Raw genomic sequence first — 25,559 nt, 5'->3', positions numbered from 1 at the left:
GCGTCATTGCCTCGGTAAATTCAGAGTGACCAGCGTCCCCTGACCGGGTTCAGATGTCAGAGTTAAATCGCCGCCATGTGCCCGGATCAACTGACGGGCCAAAGGAAGGCCCAAGCCTCCGGACTTTTCATTTGCTTCCTGATCTCGCGAGCGCGCAAAACTGTCAAATGCCTTGGATTGCTGACCGGCAGTCATACCTGGACCATCGTCGGAAATGTGGATCAAAGCCTGTTTCATGTCACCAGAACCATAGACGAGCACCCGTCCACCTTCGTCTGTATATTTAATCGCATTGTCTACAATCTGAGAAATTGTCTGGCTGAGCCGTTTCTTATCAGCCATTGCCGAACCAAGCTTCTCGTCCAGCTGCATTTCCATTTCGATTTTCTTGGCAGTCGCGTCCTCTGCGAAATGACTGGCGATATCCTCGATCAGCTTCTTCAGATTAACCTTGTCTTTGGCGATGGGTAATGCGCCAGCTTCGCTTTGACTGAGGTCGAGGACATTATCGATCTGCGTCCCTAGACGTTTGACTGACTGTAAGATCGCACGGACATATTCATGCCCCTGATCTGTCAACGGGCCAGCGATACCTTGGTCCAAAAGCTCTGCAAATCCACCAATTGAAGTGAGCGGTGTTCGAAATTCGTAACTCATGTTGGATAGGAAACTACCCTTTATGGAATCGGCTTCTACCAAAGCTTCATTCCGGTCCCGCAACGCCTGTTCGATCCGGTAGCTGTCGGAGATATCCAGCATTGTGAAAAGTGCATTGCCATCGGGTAAGGGAATTGCCGCAAATTCAAACCGGCGCCCGTCTGCAAAGTTAAGGCGTCCACTTTTTTGCTGGCGCTCGGTCGTTGCGCTGCGCACGGTTTCACGTACTTCCGCAATACGGGCTGGCTGCCTGAGCTGCCCTGCCATTTTTTTCATCAGTGCATCTACGCGCGGATGTTTGCCAAGAACATCCTCCTCCAGCCCCCAATTATTGGCAAATTGATGGTTCCAGATGTTCAATTTTCCGTCGGCAGCGAAAACCGCCAAAGATTCGAACAGATTGTCAAAGGTCGCCGTTCTGACGCGCAACAACGTGTCGCGGGCACTCGCCAACTGAACCTGCTCGGTGCGATCTTCAAAGATAACCAGCAGTCCACCGTCTGGCGTCGGATTCGCGAGCACTCGTAAATGGGTCCCATCGGCCAGCAGCCAGTTCTCTTCACTTGCCTTGGTGGATAGAAACCAGCCGGTTCGCTCTTCGCGCCATTCCGGAAAGTCTCGAACTTCCGGGATGCGGTTCATTTCCCGCATACGGTCCAATACACGTGGAAATTCAGGGCGCTCCGCTATCCATTGCGGGCGCATGGAGAATATCCGTTGAAAGGGCTGGTTGCAGAACCGGAGTGATTTATCTGCATCAAATTGCACAACACCTGCGGAAATCTTGTCGAGCATGTCGCGCTGCGATTCAACAAAACGGCGCTGTTCCCGCCGAGCATCGTCCAATTCTTGAATATCAATCGCGTAACCGGCGATACCGGACTTACCTAACGGAACATCGACAACCTGTATCATTCGCCGTTCGCCGCCGACCGTCGTTGCGACGATCCGTTCTGACAACTTACCGCTCTCTTTTGCCTTTGCGGCTGCATCTATCGGACTGAAACCGTCGATTGTTTCAACCAGTTCAATACCCCCAGCGATCACCTGTGCACCATTTTTTGCGTCCACGGCAGCCACATAAGCGCTGTTGACCAATGTCAATTGCAAGTCGGGTGATCGATGCCACATCGGAACAGGTGCTGCCTCAATCAAAGCGGAAAGCGCATCAAACGCTCCGCGTGCGGCTTCGTTCTCATCGCGCAGCTTTGCGATCTGACCTTCGCTATCGGTAGCGTCAAAAACCCACAACAAAGCACTACCGTTCGGTGCTATTTTTTGGTCGGCCAGGCCGCCACGGATCAGCAGTGCTTTGTCGGAACCAGCTACCTTGATGGAGCGAACGAAGTTACTGCCCGTTTTCTGTGCAAGACTGATGTCCTGCGTCAGAAGATCCAAGTCCTGCTCACCCATTCCATAGGAGCCCGCATGCAATTCTGAAATATGGGCGGGCAAATGGTCGAACCCGAACCAGTGCATCAGTCGCTGCGATGCTTCCAATTTACCGTCGGACCGCACGAGCAACGGCAACGCAGGCGACGTCTCTAGCAAACGCCCTAGTCTTCCGGATTGACGCAAGGTGGCATCAGCCTTGTTCTTCATCGCAAGACCAGTCCAGATTGCCCACACGGCAACGCCAAGCCAAGCCGCGAGGATAAGGCCCAAAATTACGGCAGTGAGATCCGGGACGTTCGACATTGATCTATCGATTAGACTGATAGTTAACGCACGAAAACCCCTATTCTTTATGACTTGGAAAAGCCGTGAAAACTAAGCTATTCTTATCGCTGACATAAAGCGGAGAGCAGCGATGCCAATTGACGAAAGCCGGATATTCAAACCCATCAATATCGCGTTGTTGACAGTTTCTGACACGCGAACAGCGAAAGAAGACACATCCGGCGATATTCTGGCGGAACGGATTCGAACAAAAGGGCACAAGCTGTTTCATCGCAATTTATTGAGAGATGATAAATCCGTTCTCGTGGCACAACTCAACCAATGGATTGATGATGAGCAAGTCGATGTCGTCATTACCACAGGTGGTACCGGTCTGACTGGTCGAGACATTACTCCAGAAGCCCTTGATGCGGTCAAGGACAAGGACATTCCTGGTTTTGGTGAACTTTTCCGTTATCTGAGTATCGAGAAAATTGGTACTTCTACGGTACAATCCCGCGCTTGTGCCGTGGTCGCGCGAGGCACATATATATTCGCTTTGCCCGGCTCCAACGGAGCCGTCAAAGATGGCTGGGACGGCATTTTGGACACTCAACTCGATAGTCGCCATCGTCCGTGTAATTTTGTCGAACTGATCCCTAGGCTGCTTGAAAAATAGAAACTCAGCCCATTTGTTCTTTTTATGTTCTCATGATATGAAGAGCATATGCCACCCAAAAACCGTCCTTTCCCATTGCTCCAAAAAGGTCGAGGTGCGCCATCAAATACAGCGCCGCAGCGATTCAACCTTCAAGATCATGACTGGGACGGTAATTGGCTGGATGAAAGAGAATATCTTGAAGGCGGCAGTCCGAAACTGAGAACGGACGTGTCAGTCGAATTTCCTAAATCAATTATCAGCTATAACGCATCACCCGACTTACCATTTGATCGATCAATAAACGCATATCGCGGCTGCGAGCATGGATGTGTCTATTGTTATGCAAGGCCCACCCACGCCTATCACGATCTGTCTCCGGGACTTGATTTTGAAACCAAGCTATTCGCTAAGCCAAATGCTGCCGAGCTACTCCTTCAGACATTTGCAAAACCCAACTATCGACCGGCAAATTTGGCCCTTGGTACTAATACCGATCCCTATCAACCCATAGAAAAGCGCTACAGAATCACGCGGCAGATATTGGAAGTGATGCTAGAAACGCAGCATCCGGTGGTCGTCACCACAAAATCCAACCGCGTGGTAGAAGATATAGACCTGCTTGCAGCGCTAGCGATCCAGCAGCTCACTGCGGTGACAATTTCTGTGACGACACTCGATCCGAAAACCGCCCGATTGCTAGAACCCAGAGCCCCTGCACCCGCACGACGTTTAGAGGCGGTCCAGAAATTGAGTAATGCGGGCATTTATGTGCATATCAATATCGCGCCGGTCGTCCCTGCTATCACCGATCATGAAATTGAAGAAACCACTGTTGCGGCAGCCGAATCTGGCGCCAAAAGTATATCCTTCATTCCCATGCGCCTGCCGCACGAAGTCGCCCCTCTCTTCGAACAATGGCTCGAAACCCATTATCCGGAGCGCAAATCAAAGGTTATGAGCATCGTAAGGCAAATGCGTGGCGGCAAACGAAACGATCCCGAATTCTACAGCCGCATGCGCGGTCACGGGCCATGGGCGGACCTAATGCGCACGCGGCTCGCGATCGCTTCACGCAAGGCGGGACTAAACGTAACCAAAATCGAACTCAGAACCGATTTGTTCCGACGGCCAATAATCGAAGGCAGCCAGTTGGAACTATTTTAAGCGTCAGCCAGACTCTTCAGCTTATAGTCCTTATATTCTTCCCGAAGTTGCCGCTTCAGAATTTTCCCGGTCGCCGTGTGTGGTACTTCATCGACGAATTTCACTTCATCAGGCAGCCACCATTTCGCGACTTTATCACCTAGATAGGCAATGACATCCGCTTCCGAGACATCACTGTCCGGTTTCCGGACGATCAACAGCAATGGCCGCTCGTCCCATTTGGGATGATATACGCCCACTGCAGCGGCCTCCGCGACGCCAGGACAACCAACGGCTGCATTTTCCAATTCGATCGAACTGATCCATTCGCCGCCGGACTTGATGACGTCCTTAGCCCGATCCGTGATCTGCATCGTGCCATCCGGGTGGAGTACCGCTACATCACCAGTATCGAACCAGCCGTCGTCGGCCACGGCATCCTCATCTGCGCGATAATATCGCTTAACAATCCATGGCCCGCGAATTTCGAGCGTCCCGCTAGTTTTACCGTCGCGCGGCGCAATATTGCCGTCTTCATCAATCACACGCAATTCTACGCCAAAGGGCGGCCTGCCTTGCTTGCAAATAACATCTACCTGTTCATCAAAGCTCAGCTCATCCCAATTCGCTGGAAGCGATCCAGCCGTGCCGATCGGGGATGTTTCAGTCATACCCCAGGCGTGCGCGACACGAATTCCGTTTTTCATCAGGCGTTCGATCATCGATCGCGGACAAGCAGAACCACCAATCACCACAACGCCCAATTTGCCATAGTCACCGCCGTTGGTATCCAAATCTGCAAACATGGATAGCCAGACCGTCGGTACCCCAGCACTATGGGTCACGCCTTCTTCACGGATCAATTTCCAAAGAACCGGCGCTTCATTGCTCGCGGAGAAAACCATTTTCGCTCCAACTGCCGCACAAGCGAAAGGCAATCCCCAAGCGTTGGCATGGAACATCGGAACAACCGGCAGCATCACCGAGCGCGTCGCAAGGTCCATGACATCGGGTTGTACCTCAGTGATTGCGTGGATGACGTTCGAGCGATGCTCATAAAGCACACCCTTCGGGTTGCCGGTAGTACCGCTCGTATAACAAAGGCCGCATGGATCATTTTCGTCGACATCGACCCACTCGAAATTTCCATCTTCTGCATCCACCAATTCGCGAAACGTCGGATAGTCGCCCTTTTCGCCATCAAATTGAATATAATGCTCGACCGTCTTGAGTTGCGGTTTCAGCATTTCAACAATCGGCGTGAACATTTTGTCGAACAAAAGCACGCGATCTTCGGCATGATTAATGATGTAGACAAGCTGTTCCTCGAACAGACGCGGATTAACCGTATGAAGGACACCGCCGATACCTGCCGAACCGTACCAACTGATGAGATGATGCGCGTGATTCATAGCGATCGTGGCGATTCGATCCCCTTTGTTCATTCCAAGGCGCTGCAGTGCTTGAGAGAATTTGCGCGATTCCAGTCCGATTTCAGCCCAATTGCTGCGGGTAACATTACCGTCCGCCCAGTAGCTTACAATCTCGCGAGCGCCGTGTTCCCTAGCGGCATGATCAATCAAGTTGGTAATTTTTAACGAGCTCGCTTGCATTGCACCGGCCATATCATCTCTCCAAATCATTTATATTTGGCCGGTTTTTGATGTGTTTGACGCTAGCTGACAAGCCTTAATTTGGGTTTTTCTACCCGCATAGATCTAGCCGGCCCCAACCGCACGTTCGCAATCCCATCGATCCGTTCCAACATTTCCACTGTTTCGGCATCCAAACGGAAAGATCGTCCGAGACAGACTTTAACCCGGTCGCCATTCGGCCCCGCCATCGCGGCTACCAATTCACTCTGCCCACCGACCAACGGAGCCACTCTATTGGTCAGCTCTTGTAATCCGGCAATATCACGAATTTCTAGCTCCATCCTGGTCCGCGTCGTTTTTTCTAGCCCGTCAAGCGGTTGAACTCGCCTGATCGCAACGCGTGGATTTTCATCTTCCGATTGCTGGTCAAGCTCAACATTGAGCAAGGCACAGCGCCCTTCATCCGCAAGTTCCGCCAGAATAGTGCACTGATCCTCATCAAAACAACTACCGGAAAACTGCCCGCCGCTATCGGACAGATCAGCAAGCACGAACCGTTTTCCTCTTCGGCTATCCCGCCAACGCACCTTTTCTATAAGCGCTGCCATAACCGCGGGCTTGCGAACGCCTTCGCCAATCGGACCTTCCTGGCATAATGCAGAATAGGTCAACGCGCCCAGCGATGCCGTCACCGCCTGGAACTGGGAGACCGGGTGGGCAGAAAAATAGAAGCCAAATGCATCTCGTTCATGCACCATGATCTCGTTAAGCGACCAGCTGCTCCCTTCCGGTAATCTTATGGCTTGCATCTCTCCACCTGCACTGCCCTCACCGAAAAGCCCCCCTTGGCCGCTTTCACGCGCCTCAGCCGCGCTATTGGCCACAGACAATATCATGTCTGCGCCATCATATACCGCTGCCCGGTTGCCTTCCAGTTCATCAAATGCGCCTGCAGAGGCAAGGCTTTCCAATTGTCGTTTGTTCAAGCCGTGCGGATCAATGCGATTGGCTAAATCTTCGATCGAAGAAAACGGCCCTTCTTGAGAGCGCTCGGCGACCACGCCGTGCATGGCCTTTTCGCCAACGTTTTTCAGCCCCGCAAGCGCATAACGAACCGCAAGCGATCCGTCAGTCTGCTCCTCGACAGAAAAATTTGGTCGGCTTTTGTTAATCGCAGGCGGCAATATGGCCACGCTCAACCGCTTCATATCGTCCACAAAAATACTGAGCTTGTCCGATTGGTGCATATCAAAACACATCGATGCCGCAAAAAATTCATGTGGATGATGAGCTTTCAACCAAGCCGTCTGATAGGCAAGCAGGGCATATGCCGCAGCATGGCTTTTGTTAAAGCCATAGCCTGCGAATTTATCGATCAAGTCAAAAAGCTCATTGGCTTGGTCGCTGCTAAGATCGTTTTCGGCGGCGCCCGTCACAAATCTCTTGCGCTGGACATCCATTTCCGCCTGGATTTTCTTACCCATAGCTCGGCGCAGCAAATCTGCTTCGCCCAGCGAATAGCCAGCGATGATCTGCGCCGCCTGCATCACCTGTTCCTGATAGACGAAAATCCCATAGGTTTCTTTCAAAATATCTTGCAGCAAAGGATGCGGATAGGCGATTTCGACACGATCATTTTTTCGATCACCAAAGAGCGGAATATTGTCCATCGGACCCGGTCGATAGAGGGATACCAGCGCGATAATATCCCCGAAGTTAGTTGGTTTCACGGCCGCCAGCGTGCGCCGCATACCCTCCGACTCCAACTGGAATACGCCGACGGTATCGCCGCGCTGCAGGAGTTCAAAAACCTTTTCATCTTCCCAGCTCAATCCATCCAGATCGACCGTTATTCCTCGCTCCGTCAGCAGTTCTACCGCCTTTTTCAGAACCGAAAGTGTCTTTAGTCCCAAAAAGTCGAATTTCACCAAGCCGGCTTTTTCGACAAATTTCATATCGAACTGGGTCACCGGCAAATCCGAACGGGGATCGCGATAAAGCGGTACCAACTGATCCAGCGGACGATCACCAATCACAACACCGGCAGCATGGGTGGAACTGTGACGAGGCAAGCCCTCAAGCTGCATCGCCAAATCAAACAACCGCTTTACGTCTGCCTGTTTATATTCTTGCGCCAGTTCCGAGATACCGTTGAGCGATCGTTTTAGATCCCACGGATCCGTTGGATGATTGGGTACCAGTTTCGTCAACCGGTCTACCTGCCCATAAGGCATTTGCATCACTCGACCAACATCGCGAAGTACAGCGCGCGCTTTCAATTTCCCGAAGGTAATGATCTGCGCGACCTGCCGGTCGCCGTATTTTTCCTGTACATAGCGAATGACTTCACCACGGCGGGTTTCACAAAAGTCGATATCGAAATCCGGCATCGACACACGTTCCGGATTCAGAAATCTTTCGAACAGCAAACCCAGTTTGATGGGATCAAGGTCGGTAATGGTCAATGCCCAAGCGACCACCGAGCCTGCGCCAGAACCACGGCCAGGCCCAACCGGAATATCCTGTTCCTTCGCCCATTTGATAAAGTCAGCAACGATCAGAAAATATCCCGGGAACCCCATGTTGACGATCACATCAAGTTCGAAATCCAGCCGTTCGAAATAGATTTTCCGTTCATCTTCGTCCTGTAGATTTGCAACCGCCAATCGTTCTTCGAGACCGGCAGATGCATCCCGCCGTAACTGTTCAATTTCACCCGCCAAATCACCAGCGAGGCTTGGCAATATCGGAGCTCTTTTCGGCGGTGAAAATGCGCATCGCTGCGCGATAACTAGCGTGTTTTGCAAAGCTTCTGGAATATCGGAGAACAAATCCTCCATCACCAGAGCACTTTTCATCCATAAATGTTTGGATGGCTTTTCGCGATCGTCATTCTCAACATAGGCAGATTGGGCGATACATTTCATCGCATCATGCGCTTCATGAAATTCGGAATCAGAAAAACAACTCGGATTGGTCGCTACCAGCGGAATATCGCGATCCATCGCTAGCGTGATGAGGCCAGATTCCGCTGCCATTTCGACCGGGTCGTCGCGCCGAGACAATTCGATGTAAAGCCGGTCCGGAAAATATTCCTGCAACAATGTCAAATAGGATTCGGCTTCACTTTGCTGTTCTTCTGCGATTAATCTTGCCAACGCCCCTTCACCACCGCCGGTCAAAGCAATCAAACCTGCGCTGTGAGTAGCCAGCATGTTAATCCCGACATGCGCTTCGAGTTCGCCCGGCCGATCAAGGTGCGAGGCAGATACCAGCTTACAGAGATTCTCATATCCCTCTGCATCCTGCGCGTAGAGCGCCACCCAATCCAAAGTCGGCTTGTCTTTGCCGGGGTTCCCAGGCCGCGCGACTCTAAGGAAGCAACCCGTAATCGGCTGCACGCCTTGACCACGGCACCCATCATCAAAGGACATTGACGCAAACAAACCAATACGATCGCAAAGCGCGACCGCAGGAAAGCCGCGCTCTTTCGCGGCAGCTCCAATAGCCGCCGGCTCCATCGCGCCGTCTAGTATTGTATAGGCAGAAAAGGCGCGAAGATGGACGAAAGGATTTAGAGCCATGCCATCAGACTAGCGTGGCAATATGATTTTGCATATGCTGCCAACGACCGCGATCGGAACTATCGACCATTTGTCCACAGCTATTTGCTAGATGCAATTTATGATCGGGCTTTTCTCACGCTCAATTCAGGCAATCGGACGAGATACAAGTCGCTCACTCAGCGGCAAAAGTCAGCTCGAGAAAGGTCGTTTAAAGAAGGGCTTCAATTTCACTTTTCAATTGTTCGGGCTTAACGGCTGGGCCGTGGCGCGCGACCACATTCCCTTCACGATCGATCAGAAATTTCGTGAAATTCCATTTGATCCGTGATCCCAGAAGCCCGGATTTTTCTGACTTCAAATATTTCCAGAATGGATCAGCATCCTTGCCGTTGACTTCGATCTTGCCCATCAACGGGAAACTCACATCATAATTAAGTGAGCAAAAATTCTTGATTTCATCGGCATCACCCGGTTCCTGATGACCAAATTGATTACAAGGAAAAGCAAGTATTTCGAGACCTTGCTCGCGATATTCCTTATGCAATTTCTCAAGGCCTTCATATTGTGGAGTAAAGCCACATTTCGAGGCCGTGTTCACGACCAATATTACCTTGCCTTTATGCGCGGATAAATCCTGAATAGAACCATCCGCTTGTTTCACTTGAAATTCAGTTGCATTCATATGCGCCCCGCATTGTTTTATTTTATATATCTATTTTGACTACAAGATTGTTTCTCACGGAAGAAAAGTCAAAGCCATTCTCGTTTTGGATTGAAAAACCTAGGTTAAAACACCGTCATGGAGTCGAACGACCCGGTCCATTTTCGCAGCCAACCGCTCGTTATGCGTCGCTATCAACGCAGCACTGCCCTCCTGCCGCACCAAAGCGATGAACTCAGAGAGAACCAAATCGGCGGTCGCTTCATCCAGATTACCCGTTGGCTCATCGGCCAACACCAGCTTCGGTGCGTTGGCCAATGCCCGAGCAACAGCAACCCGCTGTTGTTCACCACCTGATAATTTGCTTGGTTTGTGATCCAGTCGCTGCCCCAATCCAAGACTGTGCAAGAGCGTAGCGGCTCTTTCTTCTGCCGCAATCTGGGATATGCCAGAAATCAGTTGTGGCATCACAACGTTTTCGAGCGCGGAAAAATCTGGGAGCAAATGATGGAATTGATACACGAAACCGAGCAAGTCCCGCCTGATCCGCGTGTGACCGCTCGCAGGGAGCTGTGCGGTCTCTTCACCATTTAGCTTGATAGACCCTTCAAATCCGCCTTCGAGCAATCCGACCGCTTGCAGCAGCGTGGATTTCCCCGAACCGGAAGGACCAACAAGGGCAACGATTTCATTCGCATTGATGTCAAGATTGACGCCGCGAAGAACCTCAATCTGGATATCCCCCTGCACGAACGTGCGCCGGACATTACGTAATTCGACCGTTTTCCCGATAGTTTGATCACTCATAGCGGAGCACCTGCACAGGATCAGTGCTAGCCGCCTTATAGGCAGGATAGAGCGTTGCTAAAAAACTAAACAAAAGAGCCAGTCCGGCGATGCCGACAACTTCCATCGGATCGGTTCGCGCCGGTAACTCGGTTAGAAAACGGATCGATGGATCCCACAGATTCTGCCCCGTGATCATCTGAACGAAATTGATGACATTTTGACGGAAGAAAATTGCGATCAAGCCGAGGATGATACCAGCTGCTATACCCAGCGTGCCGATTGAGGTTCCGACGGTAACAAATATTCGCAACAGCGATGCACGGGATGCGCCCATGGTACGCAAGATCGCTATATCCCTCGTTTTGGCCCTGACCAGCATGATCAGCGACGATAGAATATTGAATACGGCAACCAAAATGATGATGGAAAGGATCACAAACATCACGACGCGCTCGACTTGCAGCGTCTCAAATAGAGAGGCATTCATCGTCTGCCAGTCTGTAATAACCCCGCGATCTGCAACTTTGGGAATCAGGGGAGCAATTATCTCACCGACGCTATCAGCGTCATTGGTCTTGATTTCGATCATTCCGATCTGGTCGCCCAACAAGAGTAAAGTCTGCGCGTCTTCCATCGGCATGATGACAAAAGCCTTGTCATAGTCATAAACACCGACTTCAAAGATCGCGGCCACTTCATAGGCTATCTCTCGAGGCACGGTTCCGAACGGCGTAGACCGCCCTTGTGGATTAATGACGGTGATCCGGCTCCCCACCTGCGCACCAAGAGTGGTTGCAAGCCGGCTGCCGATCCCAACCCGCCCAGAACCGGGCTCAAGACGCGATAAATCACCGGCGACCGTTTTCCCGTCGAGCGTTTCATTGTTCAATATGTCCGGAACCAGCATCCCGCGCACGAGGACAGCCTCTACCCGTCCGTTAAACGTGGTCAGAAGTGGTTGCTCAATCAATGGTGAAGCAGAAACCACCCCTTCGGTTTCCCGGGTTTCCTCTAGCAAGTCTCTCCAATCGGGTAGACGACCGCCATAGCCCTGGACCACAGCATGACCATTGAGCCCGACAATCTTGTCAAACAGTTCCGCCCGGAAACCATTCATAACGCTCATCACCACGATCAACGCGGCAACGCCAAGCATGACCGCCACCAGACTGATGCTGGCAACGAGGAAAATAAATCCCTCCCCCTTGCCGGGCAAAAGATACCGTTTTGCGATGACCCATTCGTAACGGGATAGGAGCATGACTTGCGAAAACTTCCTTGGATTGGGTTTCACTGTCTTTACGGTCGCCGGTCAGGGCAAGCAAGTGGCATGGTAGTTAATCTTCTGTTGCCGATATGACACAAGCGTTAGCCAATATTTCGAAACCTCTAAATTTATCATGACAAATTTATGTCAGTCGATCAGACACTGTTACAGAATCAAATATCTCGATTAACGGGTCATGGTTCAGGGATCCTTTCCGGTTCCGCCAAATGTTGGGGGACAGGCGGCGTTGAATAGGACAGGAAAATAGGGGGCGAATTAATTCGTCACCATTTTCGCCCGGGTGCTTATTGGCATCCGGGCGTTTTTTTTGATTTCCATGAAACGTCCCCAATCTTGAGCCTCTTCGCTATTCTAGCTCTTGAAACTCTCCAATCTGATCATATCTTTACTGTTGTGAGACGCCTTTCGGGTTTCATAAACACGAACCGGATGCCGCATTGGCGGGTCCAAATTTACATTGCTCATTGTAAGAGGATATAGATATGAATCGTTTTGACTTTACCCCCTATCGCCGCTCGACCGTCGGGTTTGATCGGCTGTTCGACCTTCTTGAAAATAATGCCCGTGCGCAGCAATCCGAAAATTACCCGCCGTTCAACATAGAACGCAGCGGCGAGGATCATTACCGGATCACGCTAGCCGTCGCCGGATTCAAGGAAGATGAAATTGAAATCACCGCCCAGCAGAATCTGTTGCTCGTTACCGGTAATAAAAACACCGATGACCATGAAGGCAAACAATTCCTGCACATGGGCATCGCCAATCGAAACTTTGAACGGCGCTTTGAACTGGCTGACTTCGTACGAGTTGATAACGCAGCTCTCGCCGATGGCCTATTGATCATTGATCTGGTTCGCGAAATTCCGGAAGCGATGCGACCGAAAACAATCGCCATCAACAACGGCGACAATGTCACCAAAATCGCGCAGAAGAAAAAAGAAGATAGAGCCGCATAAGCTCGCGACATACGCAAAAAAAGGGCAGTCAGAGAAATCTGGCTGCCCTTTCTATTGACAAAATAACATGGGGCAGCCGGATGAGGATCCGACTGCCCCTGACACCCGCTTGGTGTCACTCTTGACGATAACTAGCCCGGGTCGCAAACGGCCAATTTTCGTCAAGAATCTGCTTCGGCAATATGGGACAGCATCGCATGATCCAATATCCGGACCTTCCCGCTTTCCACTGCCACGATCTGGTCTTCCGACCACGTAGACAGTTGCCGATTAATATGTTCACGCGACATGCCAGCAAAGTTACCGAGTTCGCTCTGACTCAAATCTAACTTCAGTCGCCCACCTTCAGCACCAACCACAGAAAGCCTTAACAGATAGCGCGCCAGACGTGGTCCTGACGTATAGGCACGATCCCCTTCGATCATGCTGTTCGCCATCCGGATCCGGCTAGCCATGACTTTCAACAACCGCAGCGCCATGTTTTGGTGCTTGGCAAGAATTTCTTCAAAGGCTTCGCGGGTGATAGAAAGCGCTGACGTTGGTTCTATTGCGGTCACACTAGCGGTGCGCTCACCACCGTCGAGTAACGCAATTTCGCCCAAAACCTGACCAGCATCTGCATAGTCGAGAACTATCTCGTGGCCATTGCTGGCGATCATGCTGGTACGCGCATAGCCTGACAACAATATCAGAAGCGAGTTCCCAGGGTCGCCTTGCATGATCAGTTCGTCCCCCTTTTTAAATTGCAAAAAATGCCCGCGTAAAATCAAGTCCGCTAACTCAGCTTCATCGCAATCGGCAAACAAACTGTGCCGTGCCAAGATATTTGCCAGTTCCTCGGCCTTCACTATTTCTACCCCTTAACCCGGTTCGGGAATATCTATTATTCCTCTTGCATGGTAGGTTTGTGACAATAGTCACATCCCGTAAATTCGATTGGACAGATTCGACATCCGCCCGAAACTAATAGCATCGCCGGATTTCAGCGGTCAAACGAGACGGCTTTGCTCCAACGCTGCGGCAATGAAAGATGCAAACAGCGGATGCGGGTCGAACGGTTTGCTTTTGAGTTCAGGGTGATATTGGACACCCACAAACCAACTCAGATCTGGCCGCTCAACTGTTTCCGGAAGCTCGCCGTCCGGTGACATCCCAGAAAAGACCAGACCAGCTTCTTCCAGCCTCTCAACATAACCGTTGTTCACCTCATAACGGTGCCGATGACGTTCGCTGATGTCTTGAGTGCCATAGATTTCGCTAATCTTTGATCCCTGTTGCAACACCGCATCATAGGCACCAAGTCGCATCGTGCCGCCAAGATCACCGCCAGCCTCACGCTTTTGCTGACCTTCTTCCGTCATCCATTCCGTAATCAGACCGACGATCGGTTCGTTAGTTTCACCAAATTCAGTCGTCGACGCAGTATCAATGCCCGCCAAATTGCGAGCCGTTTCAACGCAGGCCATTTGCATGCCCAAGCAAATCCCAAAAAATGGAATGTTATTTTCACGGGCAAATTTGACAGACCCAATCTTGCCTTCGCTACCACGTTCACCAAAGCCACCGGGCACCAATATTGCGTGTAGCGGCTCCAGTTTCGCAGCCAGATCCTCTTCGTTTTCAAACAATTCAGCATCCAGCCAGCGGACTTGCACCTTTACCCGATTTGCCAGCCCGCCATGGAACAGAGCCTCCTGAAGCGATTTATAGGCGTCCTGCAGGCCAACATATTTACCGACCACACCGACAATGACTTCGCCTTCGGGATTTTCAATCCGCTCCATGACATCATACCAACGAGACAGATCCGGCTCAGGCGCATCATCAATGTCAAAAGCGCGCAGCACTTCGTCATCCAAGCCTTCTTGGTGATATTGCAGTGGCACATTATAAATATTGCTCGCGTCCAGCGCCGGAATCACGGATTCCCTGCGGACGTTGCAGAATTGAGCAATTTTTGCCCGTTCGCTATCGGGCAAAGGATGTTCACAACGACAGAGCAATATGTCGGGTTGTATGCCCAGCGAGGTCAGTTCCCGAACGCTATGTTGCGTGGGTTTGGTCTTCAGCTCGCCTGCTGCTGCAATATAAGGGACAAGGGTGACATGCACAGAAATCGCGTTTTCCCGACCGACCTTGTTCCGTAACTGCCGAATCGCTTCGATGAACGGCAGGCTTTCAATATCACCAACCGTTCCGCCAATTTCACAAAGAACAAAATCAATGTCGTCTAGCTTGTCCTCGGCAAAGGCCTGAATCGCGTCGGTAACGTGCGGGATGACCTGCACCGTTGCGCCCAGATAGTCACCGCGGCGCTCTTTGGTGATAATCGACTGATAGATTCTACCCGACGTGACATTGTCGGATTGCAGCGAGGGAACGCCGGTAAAGCGTTCATAATGGCCAAGGTCGAGGTCCGTCTCCGCGCCATCGTCGGTGACATAGACTTCGCCGTGCTGATAGGGCGACATCGTGCCCGGATCAACGTTGAGATAGGGGTCAAGTTTCCGGATTCGCACGGAATATCCGCGAGCCTGCAGAAGAGCACCGAGGCTCGCAGCCATCAGACCTTTGCCAAGAGAGGAAACCACACCGCCGGTAATGAATATATATCGCGCCATGGGAGGAGAGGCTTAAGGCGTTAATACCACAATTGGCAATCCCGCGAATCCGGAAAAAGAGAAATAAATATTATTTTACTTTAATCATCTGCAACCAAATGGCCGCTTAATCGGACAAACGGCTATGTGCTCAATATCGCAAATTTAGAAAACCAAGTCCAAAGGCCGGTGTTCAAACAGCCTATTGGTCCAGTGGAACCGAACCATCCGAATCGGCAGCAGGTGCACTTTCTTGGGCCGCGGCCGCTGCAGCGGCTGCTAGTGGGTCATCACCGACCAATGGCACGTCAACAGCATTAGCAGGCGCAGAAATTGGCGCATTGGTATCGCGCTGTAGACTTTGATCTATCGTTTCTGTCTTGCCTTCTGCAGCCGCCAAAACCGCTAGCGTGATGGATAGTGCAACAAACAAAACCGCCAGAGTCGCAGTCGTTCGCGTAAGCAAATCCGAAGCGCCACGGGCCGACATCATTCCAGAGGGAGAGCCGCCTACACCCAATCCACCGCCTTCAGATTTCTGCATCAATATGACACCAACCAACATGGCGGCAACAATGGCTTGAAGGACGGTAAGAAATAGAAACATGAGTTTTCCGAACTAATATGGCGAGGCGAGGCCCCAACGTGCAGCGCACATAGCGATTGACCCGCCCAAGTTCAAGCGATGAAAAGTCCCAAGGCCTGATCTCTGAGCACGATTAAACCACCAAAATATATATGCAGCTTTGGAACGCCCCCGTTCAGCTGGCCGAAGCGGCCTCGATAATCGGTCCGAACTTCGCTGCGGTCAAACTTGCGCCACCGACGAGACCGCCATCGACATTTGGTACAGCAAGCAACTCCACTGCGTTTCCACCGTTCATCGATCCGCCATAAAGAATGCGCACGGCATCACTGCCCTGCCCCATCAGTTCGCCCAGTTTCGCACGGATCGCAGCATGCATTTCTGCGACATCGCTAGCTTCGGGAACACGGCCCGTACCGATCGCCCATACAGGTTCATATGCGATAGTTAGCCAATCGGCCGCAGCTCCTGCGGGGAAGGAGCGAGCAAGCTGGACCGTCACAATTTCTATTGCCTGCCCAGCATCGCGTTCTTCTTCGGTTTCACCAACACAGATGATTGCTCCCATGCCAGCCGCATGAGCGGCCTCTGCCTTAGCTTTCACTTCCGCATCGCTTTCCTGCTGATCGGCCCTGCGCTCGCTATGTCCAACGATCGAATAGCTTGCGCCCGCTTCCTTCAGCATCGCGGTAGAAAGGCAGCCTGTATGAGCGCCACTTTCCGCAAAGTGGCAATCCTGCGCGCCAATGGCAAAGCCCGGATTGGCCTGTGCAGCCACGCCAATCAGTGTTGCGGGAACACAGATACCCACATCAGCCCCATCATTTTCAGCAGCAATCTCAGCAATGTCTGCGATATCCGATAATTGCGCTTGCAGCCCGTTCATTTTCCAGTTGCCGACGATATATTTGCGGTTTGCCATGATGCCCTAAGCCTTTTCTATTTCTATAATTTCTATCCGCTATCAAATATCCTTCGCCTTGCCAATTTTCTTCCGCAGTCTTTTGCTTGAACCACAAAGCCAAGCCGCCTAGAAGCAGGCACAAATCCAACTCCCGCAATGGAACATCTCTTTCATGATCAGTTTTTTCCGCCGCATTTTTGCCTCGAAACTGGGCCTTTTCCTTACCTTTTGTTTCGTTGGCTTAATCGCCTTTGCCTTCGCCACTGCCGACGTATCGAGCAGCGGTACGTTTGGAGGGGTTACTGGTTCAGGAACAGCCGCCAAAATTGGCGATAGCGAATTATCAAGCGCAGAGCTGAACCAATCAGTAAACAATGCATTTCGGAACGAGCAGCGTCAAAATACAGCCCTCGATCTCAAAAGCTTTGTCAATGGCGGCGGATTCGACAGCGTCCTGAACCGACTGATCAACAGCTTCGCCATTTCCGACTTCGGCACCAAATATGGGATGACTGCCGGCAAACGTCTCGTCGATGGAGAAATCGCTTCAATCTCAAGCTTCCAAGGTGCCGACGGGCAGTTCAGTGAAGAAAATTTTCGGCGGGCCTTACAGCAACAAGGGATAAACGAAACTCAGTTGCGCGACGATTTCACCCGTAACCTGCTCGCCGACCAACTATTGACCGCAGCAGGTTTTGGCACCGCGGTGCCGCAAAATCTGGTCACGCCTTATGCTTCTCTTTTGCTGGAATCTCGTGAAGGACAGATTGCGACCATTCCGTCGGTTGCCTTCATTGAAAACGAAACGCCCGCAAAAGCGGCAGTTGCAGCCTTCTACGCCAAGAACGCATCCCGCTACACAATTCCCGAACGCCGGACGATCCGCTACGCATTGTTCGAAAAATCCCGGTTCAATGACAAGATCAAACCAACCGAGAAGGAAATTGCGGGCAATTACAATCTCAACAAGGCTCGTTACTCCGCCAGCGAGACCCGTAATCTCGAACAAGTCATTGTACCAACCGAGGCTGCGGCGAAGGCATTGGCCGATAACGTCAACAAAGGCTCTTCAATCGCGCAAGCTGCGCAATCGGTCGGTCTTTCTGCTGCTGAAATAGGGTCGGTCAGCAAAGTTGATTTTGCCAACAGCGCATCGCAAGCTGTTGCTGATGCAGCCTTTACAGCCTCCTCGGGATCCGTTGCCGAGCCAGCACAAAGCGCCCTTGGCTGGCACATAGTGATGATCAAGGACGTCACGCAAATCCCCGCACGCACGCTCGAACAGGTCCGCACTGAAATCGTCAACGAACTGACTCGCGAAAAGATCGAAGAGGCAATGGCTGAATTTACGGTCCGCCTAGAGGATGAATTTGCTGATGGAGCAACGTTGAGTGACATTGCGAAAGCGGAAGAGCTCAAAATAGAGGCGACCCCTGCTCTGCTTGCCAATGGGCAAAACCCCAATGACCAAAACTATCGGCCAATTCCCGAGATGCAGCTTATACTGCCGGTAGCGTTCGCCGTGGACGAAGATTCTGATCCACAGATTGTCGAAATTATTCCGGGTCAACAATATGCGGCGATTGATGTCTCAGAGATTACGGAATCTGCTCCGCCACCTTTGGAGCAAATCGAGCAATTGGTGACCCGCGACTATATGCTCGATCAAGGATCGAAAAAGGCAAAGGCCGTCGCAGACAAGATCGCAGAAGCGGTTGGCAGCGGCACCTCTTTATCTAAAGCGATCGCCGATGCCGGCGTTGAACTTCCCCGCCCAGAACGGATCAGTTCGACGAGAGCCGATCTCGCTCGGCAAAGTCAACAAGGACAAGTCCCTGCACCGCTCAGCCTGATGTTCAGCATGGCGCAAGGCACCGCCAAATCTCTGGCTGCCCCACGTGATCAAGGTTGGTTCGTGGTCGTGCTCGACAAACTCAATCGTGGCGATGCTTCCAAACGGGATGACTTGTTGAACGCGACAAGGACCCAATTCAAACAGGTGTTCGGCGCGGAATATACCCAACAGTTCATCAATGCGATGAAGGCGGACGTTGGCGTGGAGCGCAATGATTCAACGCTTACCGCGCTGAAAAACCAGCTCCTCGGCAGCAACTGACGCTTTCATGGCGAGCAGTTTCGGAACCGAAGCAGCACGCGCAGCACTAGACAGCGGCAAACCGGCGCTGATCTGGCGGCGGCAAGTGGCGGATACCGAAACACCGGTCTCCGCAGCCTTAAAATTGATGGAAGAAGGTCGCGGCGATTTCCTGCTCGAATCGGTTGAAGGCGGTGAAACGCGGGGACGGCACAGCCTGATCGGCCTTGCGCCTGATCTCGTATTCCGTGCAGACGGCGAACAGGCAGCGATCAATCCCACATGGTTGAAAGATCGCGATGCATTTGCGCCAGAGAGCGACGACAGTCTCTCTGCCCTGCGCAATCTGGTAAAAGCCTGCCAGATGGACGTCCCAGAGGAACTGCCTCGCGCCCTCGCCTGTCTGGTTGGTTATTTTGGTTATGAAACCATTGGCCTGGTCGAAAAGCTTCCGCGCGCGCCGCAGTCGGAACTGGACCTGCCCGACATGCTGTTTGTCCGGCCAACCGTTATCTTGATATTTGACCGGCTGGCCGATGAACTGTTTCTGGTCGCACCTGTATGGCCCGAGACGGACGGAAATAGCGAAGCCAAGATCGCTTCGGCCGAGGAACGGCTGGATGAAGCTCAGCGAGGCCTCTCCGCCCCCGTTCGTCCTGAGCTTGTCGAAGGACGCTTGTCAGGCGTTCCAAAGGCAGGGTTCAATCCCGACGGACCGGAGTTCACCCCTCAAATTCCCGCCGACAAATATGGCGAAATGGTTCTGAGCGCCAAAGACTATATCGAAGCCGGTGATATCTTTCAGGTGGTTCTGGCACAGCGTTTCACCACGCCCTTCACCTTGCCTCCCATCGAGTTGTACCGCGCCTTACGGCGGATCAACCCCTCACCCTTCCTCTTCTTCTTAGACCTACCCGGTTTCGCATTGACCGGCTCCAGCCCGGAAATTTTAGTCCGCGCGCGCGATGGTGAAGTGACCATCCGGCCGATTGCCGGCACCCGACCACGCGGCAAAAACGCCGCCGAGGACAAGGCGAACAAGGAAAGCCTACTAGCCGATCCCAAGGAACGGGCGGAACATCTGATGCTGCTCGATCTCGGCCGCAACGACGTCGGACGCGTGGCGACGGCACACAGTGTAGAGGTCACTGACAGCTATACCGTCGAATTTTACAGTCATGTCATGCACATCGTTTCCAACGTGGTTGGCCAGCTGCCCTCGGACAAGGATGCGCTCGACGCTCTATTCGCTGGTTTTCCTGCTGGCACAGTCAGCGGCGCACCAAAAGTCCGCGCTTGCGAGATCATCGCCGAACTGGAACCGGAAACCCGCGGTGCCTATGCCGGCGGCGTCGGCTATTTCTCACCCGATGGCAGCATGGACAGCTGCATCGTGCTTAGGACCGGGATTGTGAAAAACGGCACCCTGCATGTGCAAGCCGGTGCCGGAATCGTTGCGGACAGCGATCCAGCCTATGAACTGGCAGAATGTCGGGCGAAGGCGGGCGCTTTGCTGGCAGCGGCTAAAGAAGCGGTGAAGCGGGCGCAGGATGTCGGTTTTGGGCAGTGATTTGGAAGGTTCGCTCTAGCCGCAAAAGCGGCCATTAAAGATACAGCAACGGTCGGTCGGCAACCCCTAGCGGGCATTGGTTGAATTGACGACAGCACAGTCTTGGTCTCGGGTCATAGGCGCAACAACGCCGCCGCCCTGGTCCATGCACCGTTTTGCGTCGATGATCTTCAAAATCACACCCCCCACGACTAGCGTCAAAAAGATGATAATCAATATCAGGGGATGAATGCGCTTCATCTGCGGATGATGCACGGTGGCGTCGATAAATTCAATATCCGCTAGCCTCCGAATTATTGCCGTCAGAAACGGCCGGATCGCGCATCCTCACTCCAGCATCTTCGGCCCCTCCTTCTGGAGCTTTTCCTTAATCTTGTTGGCAAATAGCGCCAGCATCGGCGGTAGATCGAGAATCGCATAGACCTCGTCTTCGCGGACCTGCATTTCGCTCCCAATCCGTTGACCAACGGCCTCTAGCGTGAAGTGAAGATGATCGCCTTCCCAATGATGATCGGTCAGGCTCGCGCCCGGGATCATATCTCCCAGCGTATGGATACCGCTGCCGATCCGACTTTTCGCTTCGGCCAGACCCAATTTATGCGGAATATTGACGGTTACCGGCTCGGCCATGATAAATTCTCCCTTTTTTTGGTTCTATCATCACTCCACCGCACGTCAAAGCTTGGCGAGAGCGAAAATTCCCACTAGGCAGCTTTGCATGATCCTCGTCATCGACAATTATGACAGCTTCACCTTCAACCTGGTCCATTATCTGATGGAGCTGGGCGCGGAGGTGCGGGTGGAGCGCAATGACGCTCTGACAGCCGCAGAAGCGTTGCGCACGGGCGCACAGGCCTTTCTGATTTCACCGGGTCCCTGCACCCCTAATGAAGCGGGCATATCGCTCGATCTGGTCGCGGCCTGCGCCGATGCCGAGAAACCGCTGCTCGGCGTATGTCTCGGTCACCAGAGCATTGGCCAGCATTTCGGCGGCAAAGTGGTGCGCGGCGGGCTGATGCATGGTAAGACTTCGCCGGTCAAACATGACAATAGCGGCGTATTTACCGGACTGCCCTCGCCTTATACCGCAACCCGCTACCACTCGCTGATTGTTGAGGATATTCCCGCCTGCCTGCCGGTCAACGCGACCGCGGATGACGGTTCTGTCATGGGTTTCCGCCATGAAAGCCTGCCGATTCACGGCGTACAATTCCACCCGGAAAGCATCGCCACAGAACACGGCCATGCGCTGCTCGCGAACTTCATGGCGATTGCGGGGATGAAAGCAAAGGCCCTAGCATGAAACTACCCGATACCGACAATCCCTTGGCCGAGGCAGACGCCCGTGCAACATTCGCCGCCATTCTCGACGGGGAATGTGCCGCCGATGATATCAAGGCCTTCCTGATCGGTCTCGCCAAACGCGGTGAAACAGCCACCGAAATCGCTGCGGCTGTCTCGGAAATGCGCGCCCGGATGATCGCTGTCGAAGCGCCCAAAAATGCGATTGATGTTTGCGGCACCGGCGGTGACGGCAGCCACAGCCTGAATATTTCCACCGCGACCGCTCTGGTGGTCGCCGCTTGCGATATTCCTATGGCAAAACACGGCAATCGTGCAGCATCGAGCAAATCAGGCGCAGCAGATACGCTGGAGGCGCTTGGGCTGGACCTTGCGAAAGCGGCGACCAATGGCGAGCAGAGCCTGCGCGATATCGGCATCGCCTTTTTCTTCGCCCCCAATCATCATCCAGCACTTGGGCCGCTAGCCCCGATCCGCAAGGACATCGGTCAGCGCACGATTTTCAATCTACTGGGGCCTCTCTGCAATCCAGCGCGGGTCAAACGTCAATTGATCGGCGTAGCGTCGCCCGATCTGGTCGAAACCTACGCCGAAGCGGCGCTGCAATTGGGTTATGAAAAGGCGATGATCGTCTCGGGCGAAGAAGGGCTAGACGAACTCAGCATTTCTGGCCCTAGCCGGGTGGCGATCATCGACAACGGAACCCTCACTTTAAGCCGCATTACCCCTGAAGATACAGGCCTGCCCCGCCATCCGGCAGAGGCGATAAAGGGTGGTGATGCCACATATAATGCGGCGGCACTCAAAGCGCTGCTACAGGGTGAGAAATCCGCCTATCGCGATGCGGTCCTGCTCAACAGCGCCGCCGCCCTGATGGTCGCGGGCGAAGTCGACAGTTGGGAAGAAGGCGTTGAAGAGGCCGCCGAAGCGCTCGACAAAGGGCTTGCCAACGCCATGCTCAATTGCTGGATCGCCAATCAATGAACAAGCTTGATGAAATCTGCGCGACAACGCGGGAATATGTCCGGCAACGCAAGACGGATATCCCGGCATCGAAGCTGAGCGACGATATCGCCCGCCAGAGCGCACCGCGCGGTTTTGCCGCAGCGATCCGCACAAAATCTGCCGACGGTTTTGCCCTGATCGCGGAGATCAAGAAAGCCAGTCCCTCCAAGGGTCTGATCCGCGAGGATTTCGATCCTCCTGCCCACGCCCGCGCCTATCAGGCGGGTGGCGCAGCCTGTCTGTCAGTTCTGACCGACCAGCCCTATTTTCAGGGATCAGACGAATATCTGGTGGCCGCGCGCGCTGCGGTCGACCTGCCCTGCCTGCGCAAGGATTTCATGGTTGATCCGTGGCAAGTCGCTGAATCGCGGGCGTTGGGCGCCGATGCGATCCTGATCATCATGGCGGTGCTGGACGACGCTCTGGCGGCAGAAATAGAGGCGGAAGCGCTGTCTCTCGGCATGGATGCGCTGATCGAGGTGCATGACGAGGATGAGCTGGAACGCGCGCTGAAACTGCAATCGCCCCTGCTCGGTATCAACAACCGCAATCTCAAGACGTTCGAGACCAGCCTTGAGCAGACCGAACGGCTGGCAAAACTGGTCCCCGATGACCGGATCATGGTATCGGAAAGCGGCATCTTCACCCATGAAGATTGCCAGCGCCTCTCCCAATCCGGCGCCCGCGCCTTTTTGGTAGGTGAATCTCTGATGCGACAGGATAATGTGGAGAGCGCAACCCGCGAACTGCTGACAGGAAATCCATGAGCAAATTGACCCATATCGACGGCGATGGCGCGGCCCATATGGTCGATGTCGGCGACAAGGCTGACACAGTCCGCGAAGCCCGTGCCGAAGGCCGGATCGCGATGAAACTGGAAGTATTGGAAGCGATAAAAGCCAATGGCATGAAGAAGGGCGATGTGCTGGCCACGGCGCGCATTGCCGGGATCATGGCGGCCAAAAAGACCAGCGATCTGATCCCCCTGTGCCACCCGCTGGCGCTGACCAAAGTGGCGGTGGATTTCACCTTTATCGACGATGGCATCAAGGTCTCGTCCATGGCCCGCCTTACCGGTAAGACTGGCGTTGAAATGGAAGCATTAACAGCCTGTTCTATCACACTCTTAACAATCTATGACATGTCAAAAGCGATGCAGAAAGACATGGTCATCAGCGACATTCGCCTGCTCTCCAAGACCGGCGGAAAATCGGGAGACTGGACCGCTTCATGAGTGGCCTGCTGCCCCTTGAGGAAGCCCAGAAACGGTTGATCGCGCTGGCCGCGCCGCTGCCGATTGAGACCATATCCGTCCATGATGCAACCAATCGCTATCTCGCCAGCGATCTGATCGCAAAACGCGAGCAACCGGCGGCCGATATGTCGGCGATGGACGGCTATGCGATCCGTTTTGCAGACCGCGACGGCCCGTGGACCTTGATCGGCGAATGCGCCGCTGGCAGCCCGCCCTGCCGCGCGCTTGAGCCCGGAGAAACCGCCCGTATCTTTACCGGAGCCTTGCTGCCCGAAGGCGCCGATACCGTCGTGATGCAGGAAAATGTCACGGCCGACGGCGAAACCATCACCCTGACCGAAGAACCCTCCCCCGAAAAAGGCCGCCATGTTCGGTATAAGGGCGGCGATTTCAAGCAGGGCGATACCAGCCTACCCGCCGGCAGCCTGCTCAACGCCGCGGCATTGGGCCATGCGGTAATCGCAGGCTATGGCGCACTACCCGTCCGGAAATTGCCAAAAATTGCGGTTGTTTCGACCGGCGATGAACTGGTCCCGCCGGGCAGCGACACCCTGCCCCATCAGATACCCGCCAGCAATGACGTCATGCTGTCAGCCATGCTCTCCGGCCTGACCGCCGAAACCCGCAGCCTGAGCCGTGTTCCGGACGATATGGACACGCTCTGCAAAGCACTAGAAAGCGCGCAGGATTGCGATATCATCGTCACCATCGGCGGCGCATCGGTCGGCGATCATGATCTGGTTGGGCCCGCTTTCCGCAAGCTCGGCGCGGACATTGATTTCTACAAAATCGCGATGAAACCCGGCAAGCCGGTGATGGCCGGAAGACTCTGCAAGACAGTGATCCTGGCGCTCCCCGGCAATCCCGCCTCCGCCTTTGTCGCGGCGACCCTGTTTCTGCTCCCGTTGATACGATACATGGCCGGATCTGACCGATATCTGCCCGAATATCAAAGCGCCCCGACCAGCGAAGCCCTCCCCGCCAACGGCCCCCGCGCGCAATTCCTGCGGGCGAAGGTCGACCAGACCGGGATCACGCCCTTTGGCAGCCAGGATAGCGCCAAGTTATCGGTGCTCGCGGCGTCGAATGCGCTGCTGTGTCGGCCTGCTCATGCGGATGCGGCTGATGTGGGTGAGATGGTGCCGTTTATCGGGATTTAGGAGGCAACGTCCGGAGCAGATGTTTCGATACCAGCAATTTACACCGATTTCCTCAGGCTGTTTGTCAGTATTGCCTAAGGATCGTCCGCTATATCCACCCGGCTCGA

General features: G+C 53.4%; 22 protein-coding genes. 10 read left to right on the top strand and 12 right to left on the bottom strand.

The window, feature by feature from the left end; genetic code table 11:
• Window positions 1-3: 3 nt before the first annotated feature.
• Window positions 4-2,355 carry a PAS-domain containing protein gene (locus ABJG22_RS08870; RefSeq protein WP_348019872.1) on the bottom strand — a complete coding sequence of 784 codons (2,352 nt, stop codon included), beginning with the start codon at window positions 2,353-2,355 and terminating at the stop codon, window positions 4-6.
• A gap of 112 nt (window positions 2,356-2,467) precedes the next feature.
• Here ABJG22_RS08870 and moaB point away from each other — a divergent pair, with 112 nt between their 5' ends.
• Window positions 2,468-2,995, top strand: a complete 528-nt coding sequence (gene moaB, locus ABJG22_RS08865; protein WP_348019871.1) for a molybdenum cofactor biosynthesis protein B — start codon at window positions 2,468-2,470, stop codon at window positions 2,993-2,995.
• Window positions 2,996-3,043: 48 nt separating this feature from the next.
• Window positions 3,044-4,141 (top strand): PA0069 family radical SAM protein, encoded by a 1,098-nt coding sequence (locus ABJG22_RS08860; protein ID WP_348019870.1) that lies wholly within the window; start codon window positions 3,044-3,046, stop codon window positions 4,139-4,141.
• Here the strand turns inward: ABJG22_RS08860 and ABJG22_RS08855 are convergent.
• The 5 genes from ABJG22_RS08855 to ABJG22_RS08835 form a co-directional block, all read right to left on the bottom strand.
• The gene (locus ABJG22_RS08855; RefSeq protein WP_348019869.1) at window positions 4,138-5,745 is read right to left on the bottom strand and encodes a long-chain fatty acid--CoA ligase; all 1,608 of its coding nucleotides are present in this window, start codon (window positions 5,743-5,745) and stop codon (window positions 4,138-4,140) included. The genes ABJG22_RS08860 and ABJG22_RS08855 overlap by 4 nt on opposite strands.
• A 50-nt stretch (window positions 5,746-5,795) precedes the next feature.
• The gene (gene dnaE / locus ABJG22_RS08850) at window positions 5,796-9,299 is read right to left on the bottom strand and encodes a DNA polymerase III subunit alpha (protein WP_348019868.1); all 3,504 of its coding nucleotides are present in this window, start codon (window positions 9,297-9,299) and stop codon (window positions 5,796-5,798) included.
• A 190-nt stretch (window positions 9,300-9,489) separates the two neighbouring features.
• Window positions 9,490-9,963 (bottom strand): glutathione peroxidase, encoded by a 474-nt coding sequence (locus ABJG22_RS08845; RefSeq protein WP_348019867.1) that lies wholly within the window; start codon window positions 9,961-9,963, stop codon window positions 9,490-9,492.
• A 99-nt stretch (window positions 9,964-10,062) separates the two neighbouring features.
• The gene (locus tag ABJG22_RS08840) at window positions 10,063-10,749 is read right to left on the bottom strand and encodes an ABC transporter ATP-binding protein (protein ID WP_348019866.1); all 687 of its coding nucleotides are present in this window, start codon (window positions 10,747-10,749) and stop codon (window positions 10,063-10,065) included.
• The gene (locus tag ABJG22_RS08835; protein ID WP_348019865.1) at window positions 10,742-11,992 is read right to left on the bottom strand and encodes a lipoprotein-releasing ABC transporter permease subunit; all 1,251 of its coding nucleotides are present in this window, start codon (window positions 11,990-11,992) and stop codon (window positions 10,742-10,744) included. Before ABJG22_RS08835 ends, ABJG22_RS08840 begins: the two co-directional genes overlap by 8 nt.
• Window positions 11,993-12,501: 509 nt before the next feature.
• On the opposite strand from ABJG22_RS08835, the gene ABJG22_RS08830 reads away from it, so the two are divergent.
• A complete protein-coding gene (locus tag ABJG22_RS08830; RefSeq protein WP_348019864.1) occupies window positions 12,502-12,975 on the top strand; it encodes an Hsp20 family protein in 474 nt (157 codons plus the stop codon).
• 161 nt (window positions 12,976-13,136) lie between these two features.
• On the opposite strand, the gene ABJG22_RS08825 is transcribed toward ABJG22_RS08830, so the two are convergent.
• The 4 genes from ABJG22_RS08825 to tpiA form a co-directional block, all read right to left on the bottom strand.
• On the bottom strand, window positions 13,137-13,823 hold the full coding sequence (locus ABJG22_RS08825) for a Crp/Fnr family transcriptional regulator (RefSeq protein ID WP_348019863.1): 687 nt from the start codon (window positions 13,821-13,823) through the stop codon (window positions 13,137-13,139).
• A gap of 141 nt (window positions 13,824-13,964) precedes the next feature.
• Entirely contained in the window at window positions 13,965-15,596 is a 1,632-nt protein-coding gene (locus ABJG22_RS08820; RefSeq protein WP_348019862.1) for a CTP synthase, read from the bottom strand.
• A gap of 181 nt (window positions 15,597-15,777) precedes the next feature.
• A complete protein-coding gene (gene secG / locus ABJG22_RS08815) occupies window positions 15,778-16,182 on the bottom strand; it encodes a preprotein translocase subunit SecG (RefSeq protein ID WP_348019861.1) in 405 nt (134 codons plus the stop codon).
• 154 nt (window positions 16,183-16,336) lie between these two features.
• Complete coding sequence (tpiA, locus tag ABJG22_RS08810; RefSeq protein ID WP_348019860.1) at window positions 16,337-17,083, bottom strand: triose-phosphate isomerase; 747 nt, start codon at window positions 17,081-17,083, stop codon at window positions 16,337-16,339.
• A gap of 154 nt (window positions 17,084-17,237) precedes the next feature.
• Between tpiA and ABJG22_RS08805 the strand changes: the two genes are divergently transcribed.
• Window positions 17,238-19,181 carry a SurA N-terminal domain-containing protein gene (locus tag ABJG22_RS08805; protein ID WP_348019859.1) on the top strand — a complete coding sequence of 648 codons (1,944 nt, stop codon included), beginning with the start codon at window positions 17,238-17,240 and terminating at the stop codon, window positions 19,179-19,181.
• Between the two features lie 7 nt (window positions 19,182-19,188).
• A complete protein-coding gene (trpE, locus tag ABJG22_RS08800) occupies window positions 19,189-20,730 on the top strand; it encodes an anthranilate synthase component I (protein ID WP_348019858.1) in 1,542 nt (513 codons plus the stop codon).
• A 66-nt stretch (window positions 20,731-20,796) separates the two neighbouring features.
• Here trpE and ABJG22_RS08795 read toward each other — a convergent pair whose 3' ends face one another.
• Together ABJG22_RS08795 and ABJG22_RS08790 are read right to left on the bottom strand one after the other, a co-directional pair.
• Complete coding sequence (locus tag ABJG22_RS08795; RefSeq protein WP_348019857.1) at window positions 20,797-20,970, bottom strand: hypothetical protein; 174 nt, start codon at window positions 20,968-20,970, stop codon at window positions 20,797-20,799.
• 87 nt (window positions 20,971-21,057) lie between these two features.
• On the bottom strand, window positions 21,058-21,360 hold the full coding sequence (locus ABJG22_RS08790; protein ID WP_348019856.1) for a polyhydroxyalkanoic acid system family protein: 303 nt from the start codon (window positions 21,358-21,360) through the stop codon (window positions 21,058-21,060).
• Window positions 21,361-21,448: 88 nt separating this feature from the next.
• Here ABJG22_RS08790 and ABJG22_RS08785 point away from each other — a divergent pair, with 88 nt between their 5' ends.
• From ABJG22_RS08785 to glp, 5 genes are read left to right on the top strand one after another with little or no spacing between them, the layout of a single operon-like run.
• Window positions 21,449-22,033: an aminodeoxychorismate/anthranilate synthase component II gene (locus ABJG22_RS08785; protein WP_348019855.1), complete on the top strand. Its 585-nt coding sequence runs from the start codon at window positions 21,449-21,451 to the stop codon at window positions 22,031-22,033.
• Complete coding sequence (gene trpD, locus ABJG22_RS08780; RefSeq protein WP_348019854.1) at window positions 22,030-23,016, top strand: anthranilate phosphoribosyltransferase; 987 nt, start codon at window positions 22,030-22,032, stop codon at window positions 23,014-23,016. The genes ABJG22_RS08785 and trpD overlap by 4 nt, the downstream gene beginning before the upstream one ends.
• Complete coding sequence (gene trpC, locus ABJG22_RS08775) at window positions 23,013-23,804, top strand: indole-3-glycerol phosphate synthase TrpC (RefSeq protein ID WP_348019853.1); 792 nt, start codon at window positions 23,013-23,015, stop codon at window positions 23,802-23,804. The genes trpD and trpC overlap by 4 nt, the downstream gene beginning before the upstream one ends.
• Window positions 23,801-24,271 carry a cyclic pyranopterin monophosphate synthase MoaC gene (gene moaC / locus ABJG22_RS08770; protein WP_348019852.1) on the top strand — a complete coding sequence of 157 codons (471 nt, stop codon included), beginning with the start codon at window positions 23,801-23,803 and terminating at the stop codon, window positions 24,269-24,271. Before trpC ends, moaC begins: the two co-directional genes overlap by 4 nt.
• Window positions 24,268-25,452, top strand: a complete 1,185-nt coding sequence (glp, locus tag ABJG22_RS08765; protein WP_348019851.1) for a gephyrin-like molybdotransferase Glp — start codon at window positions 24,268-24,270, stop codon at window positions 25,450-25,452. The genes moaC and glp overlap by 4 nt, the downstream gene beginning before the upstream one ends.
• Window positions 25,453-25,559 lie beyond the last annotated feature (107 nt).

Source organism: Parasphingorhabdus sp., from assembly GCF_039939955.1.
GTDB lineage: Bacteria > Pseudomonadota > Alphaproteobacteria > Sphingomonadales > Sphingomonadaceae > Parasphingorhabdus.
The sequence above is the reverse complement of the archived record's forward strand: the minus strand, read 5'-3'. Positions and strand labels throughout refer to the sequence as shown.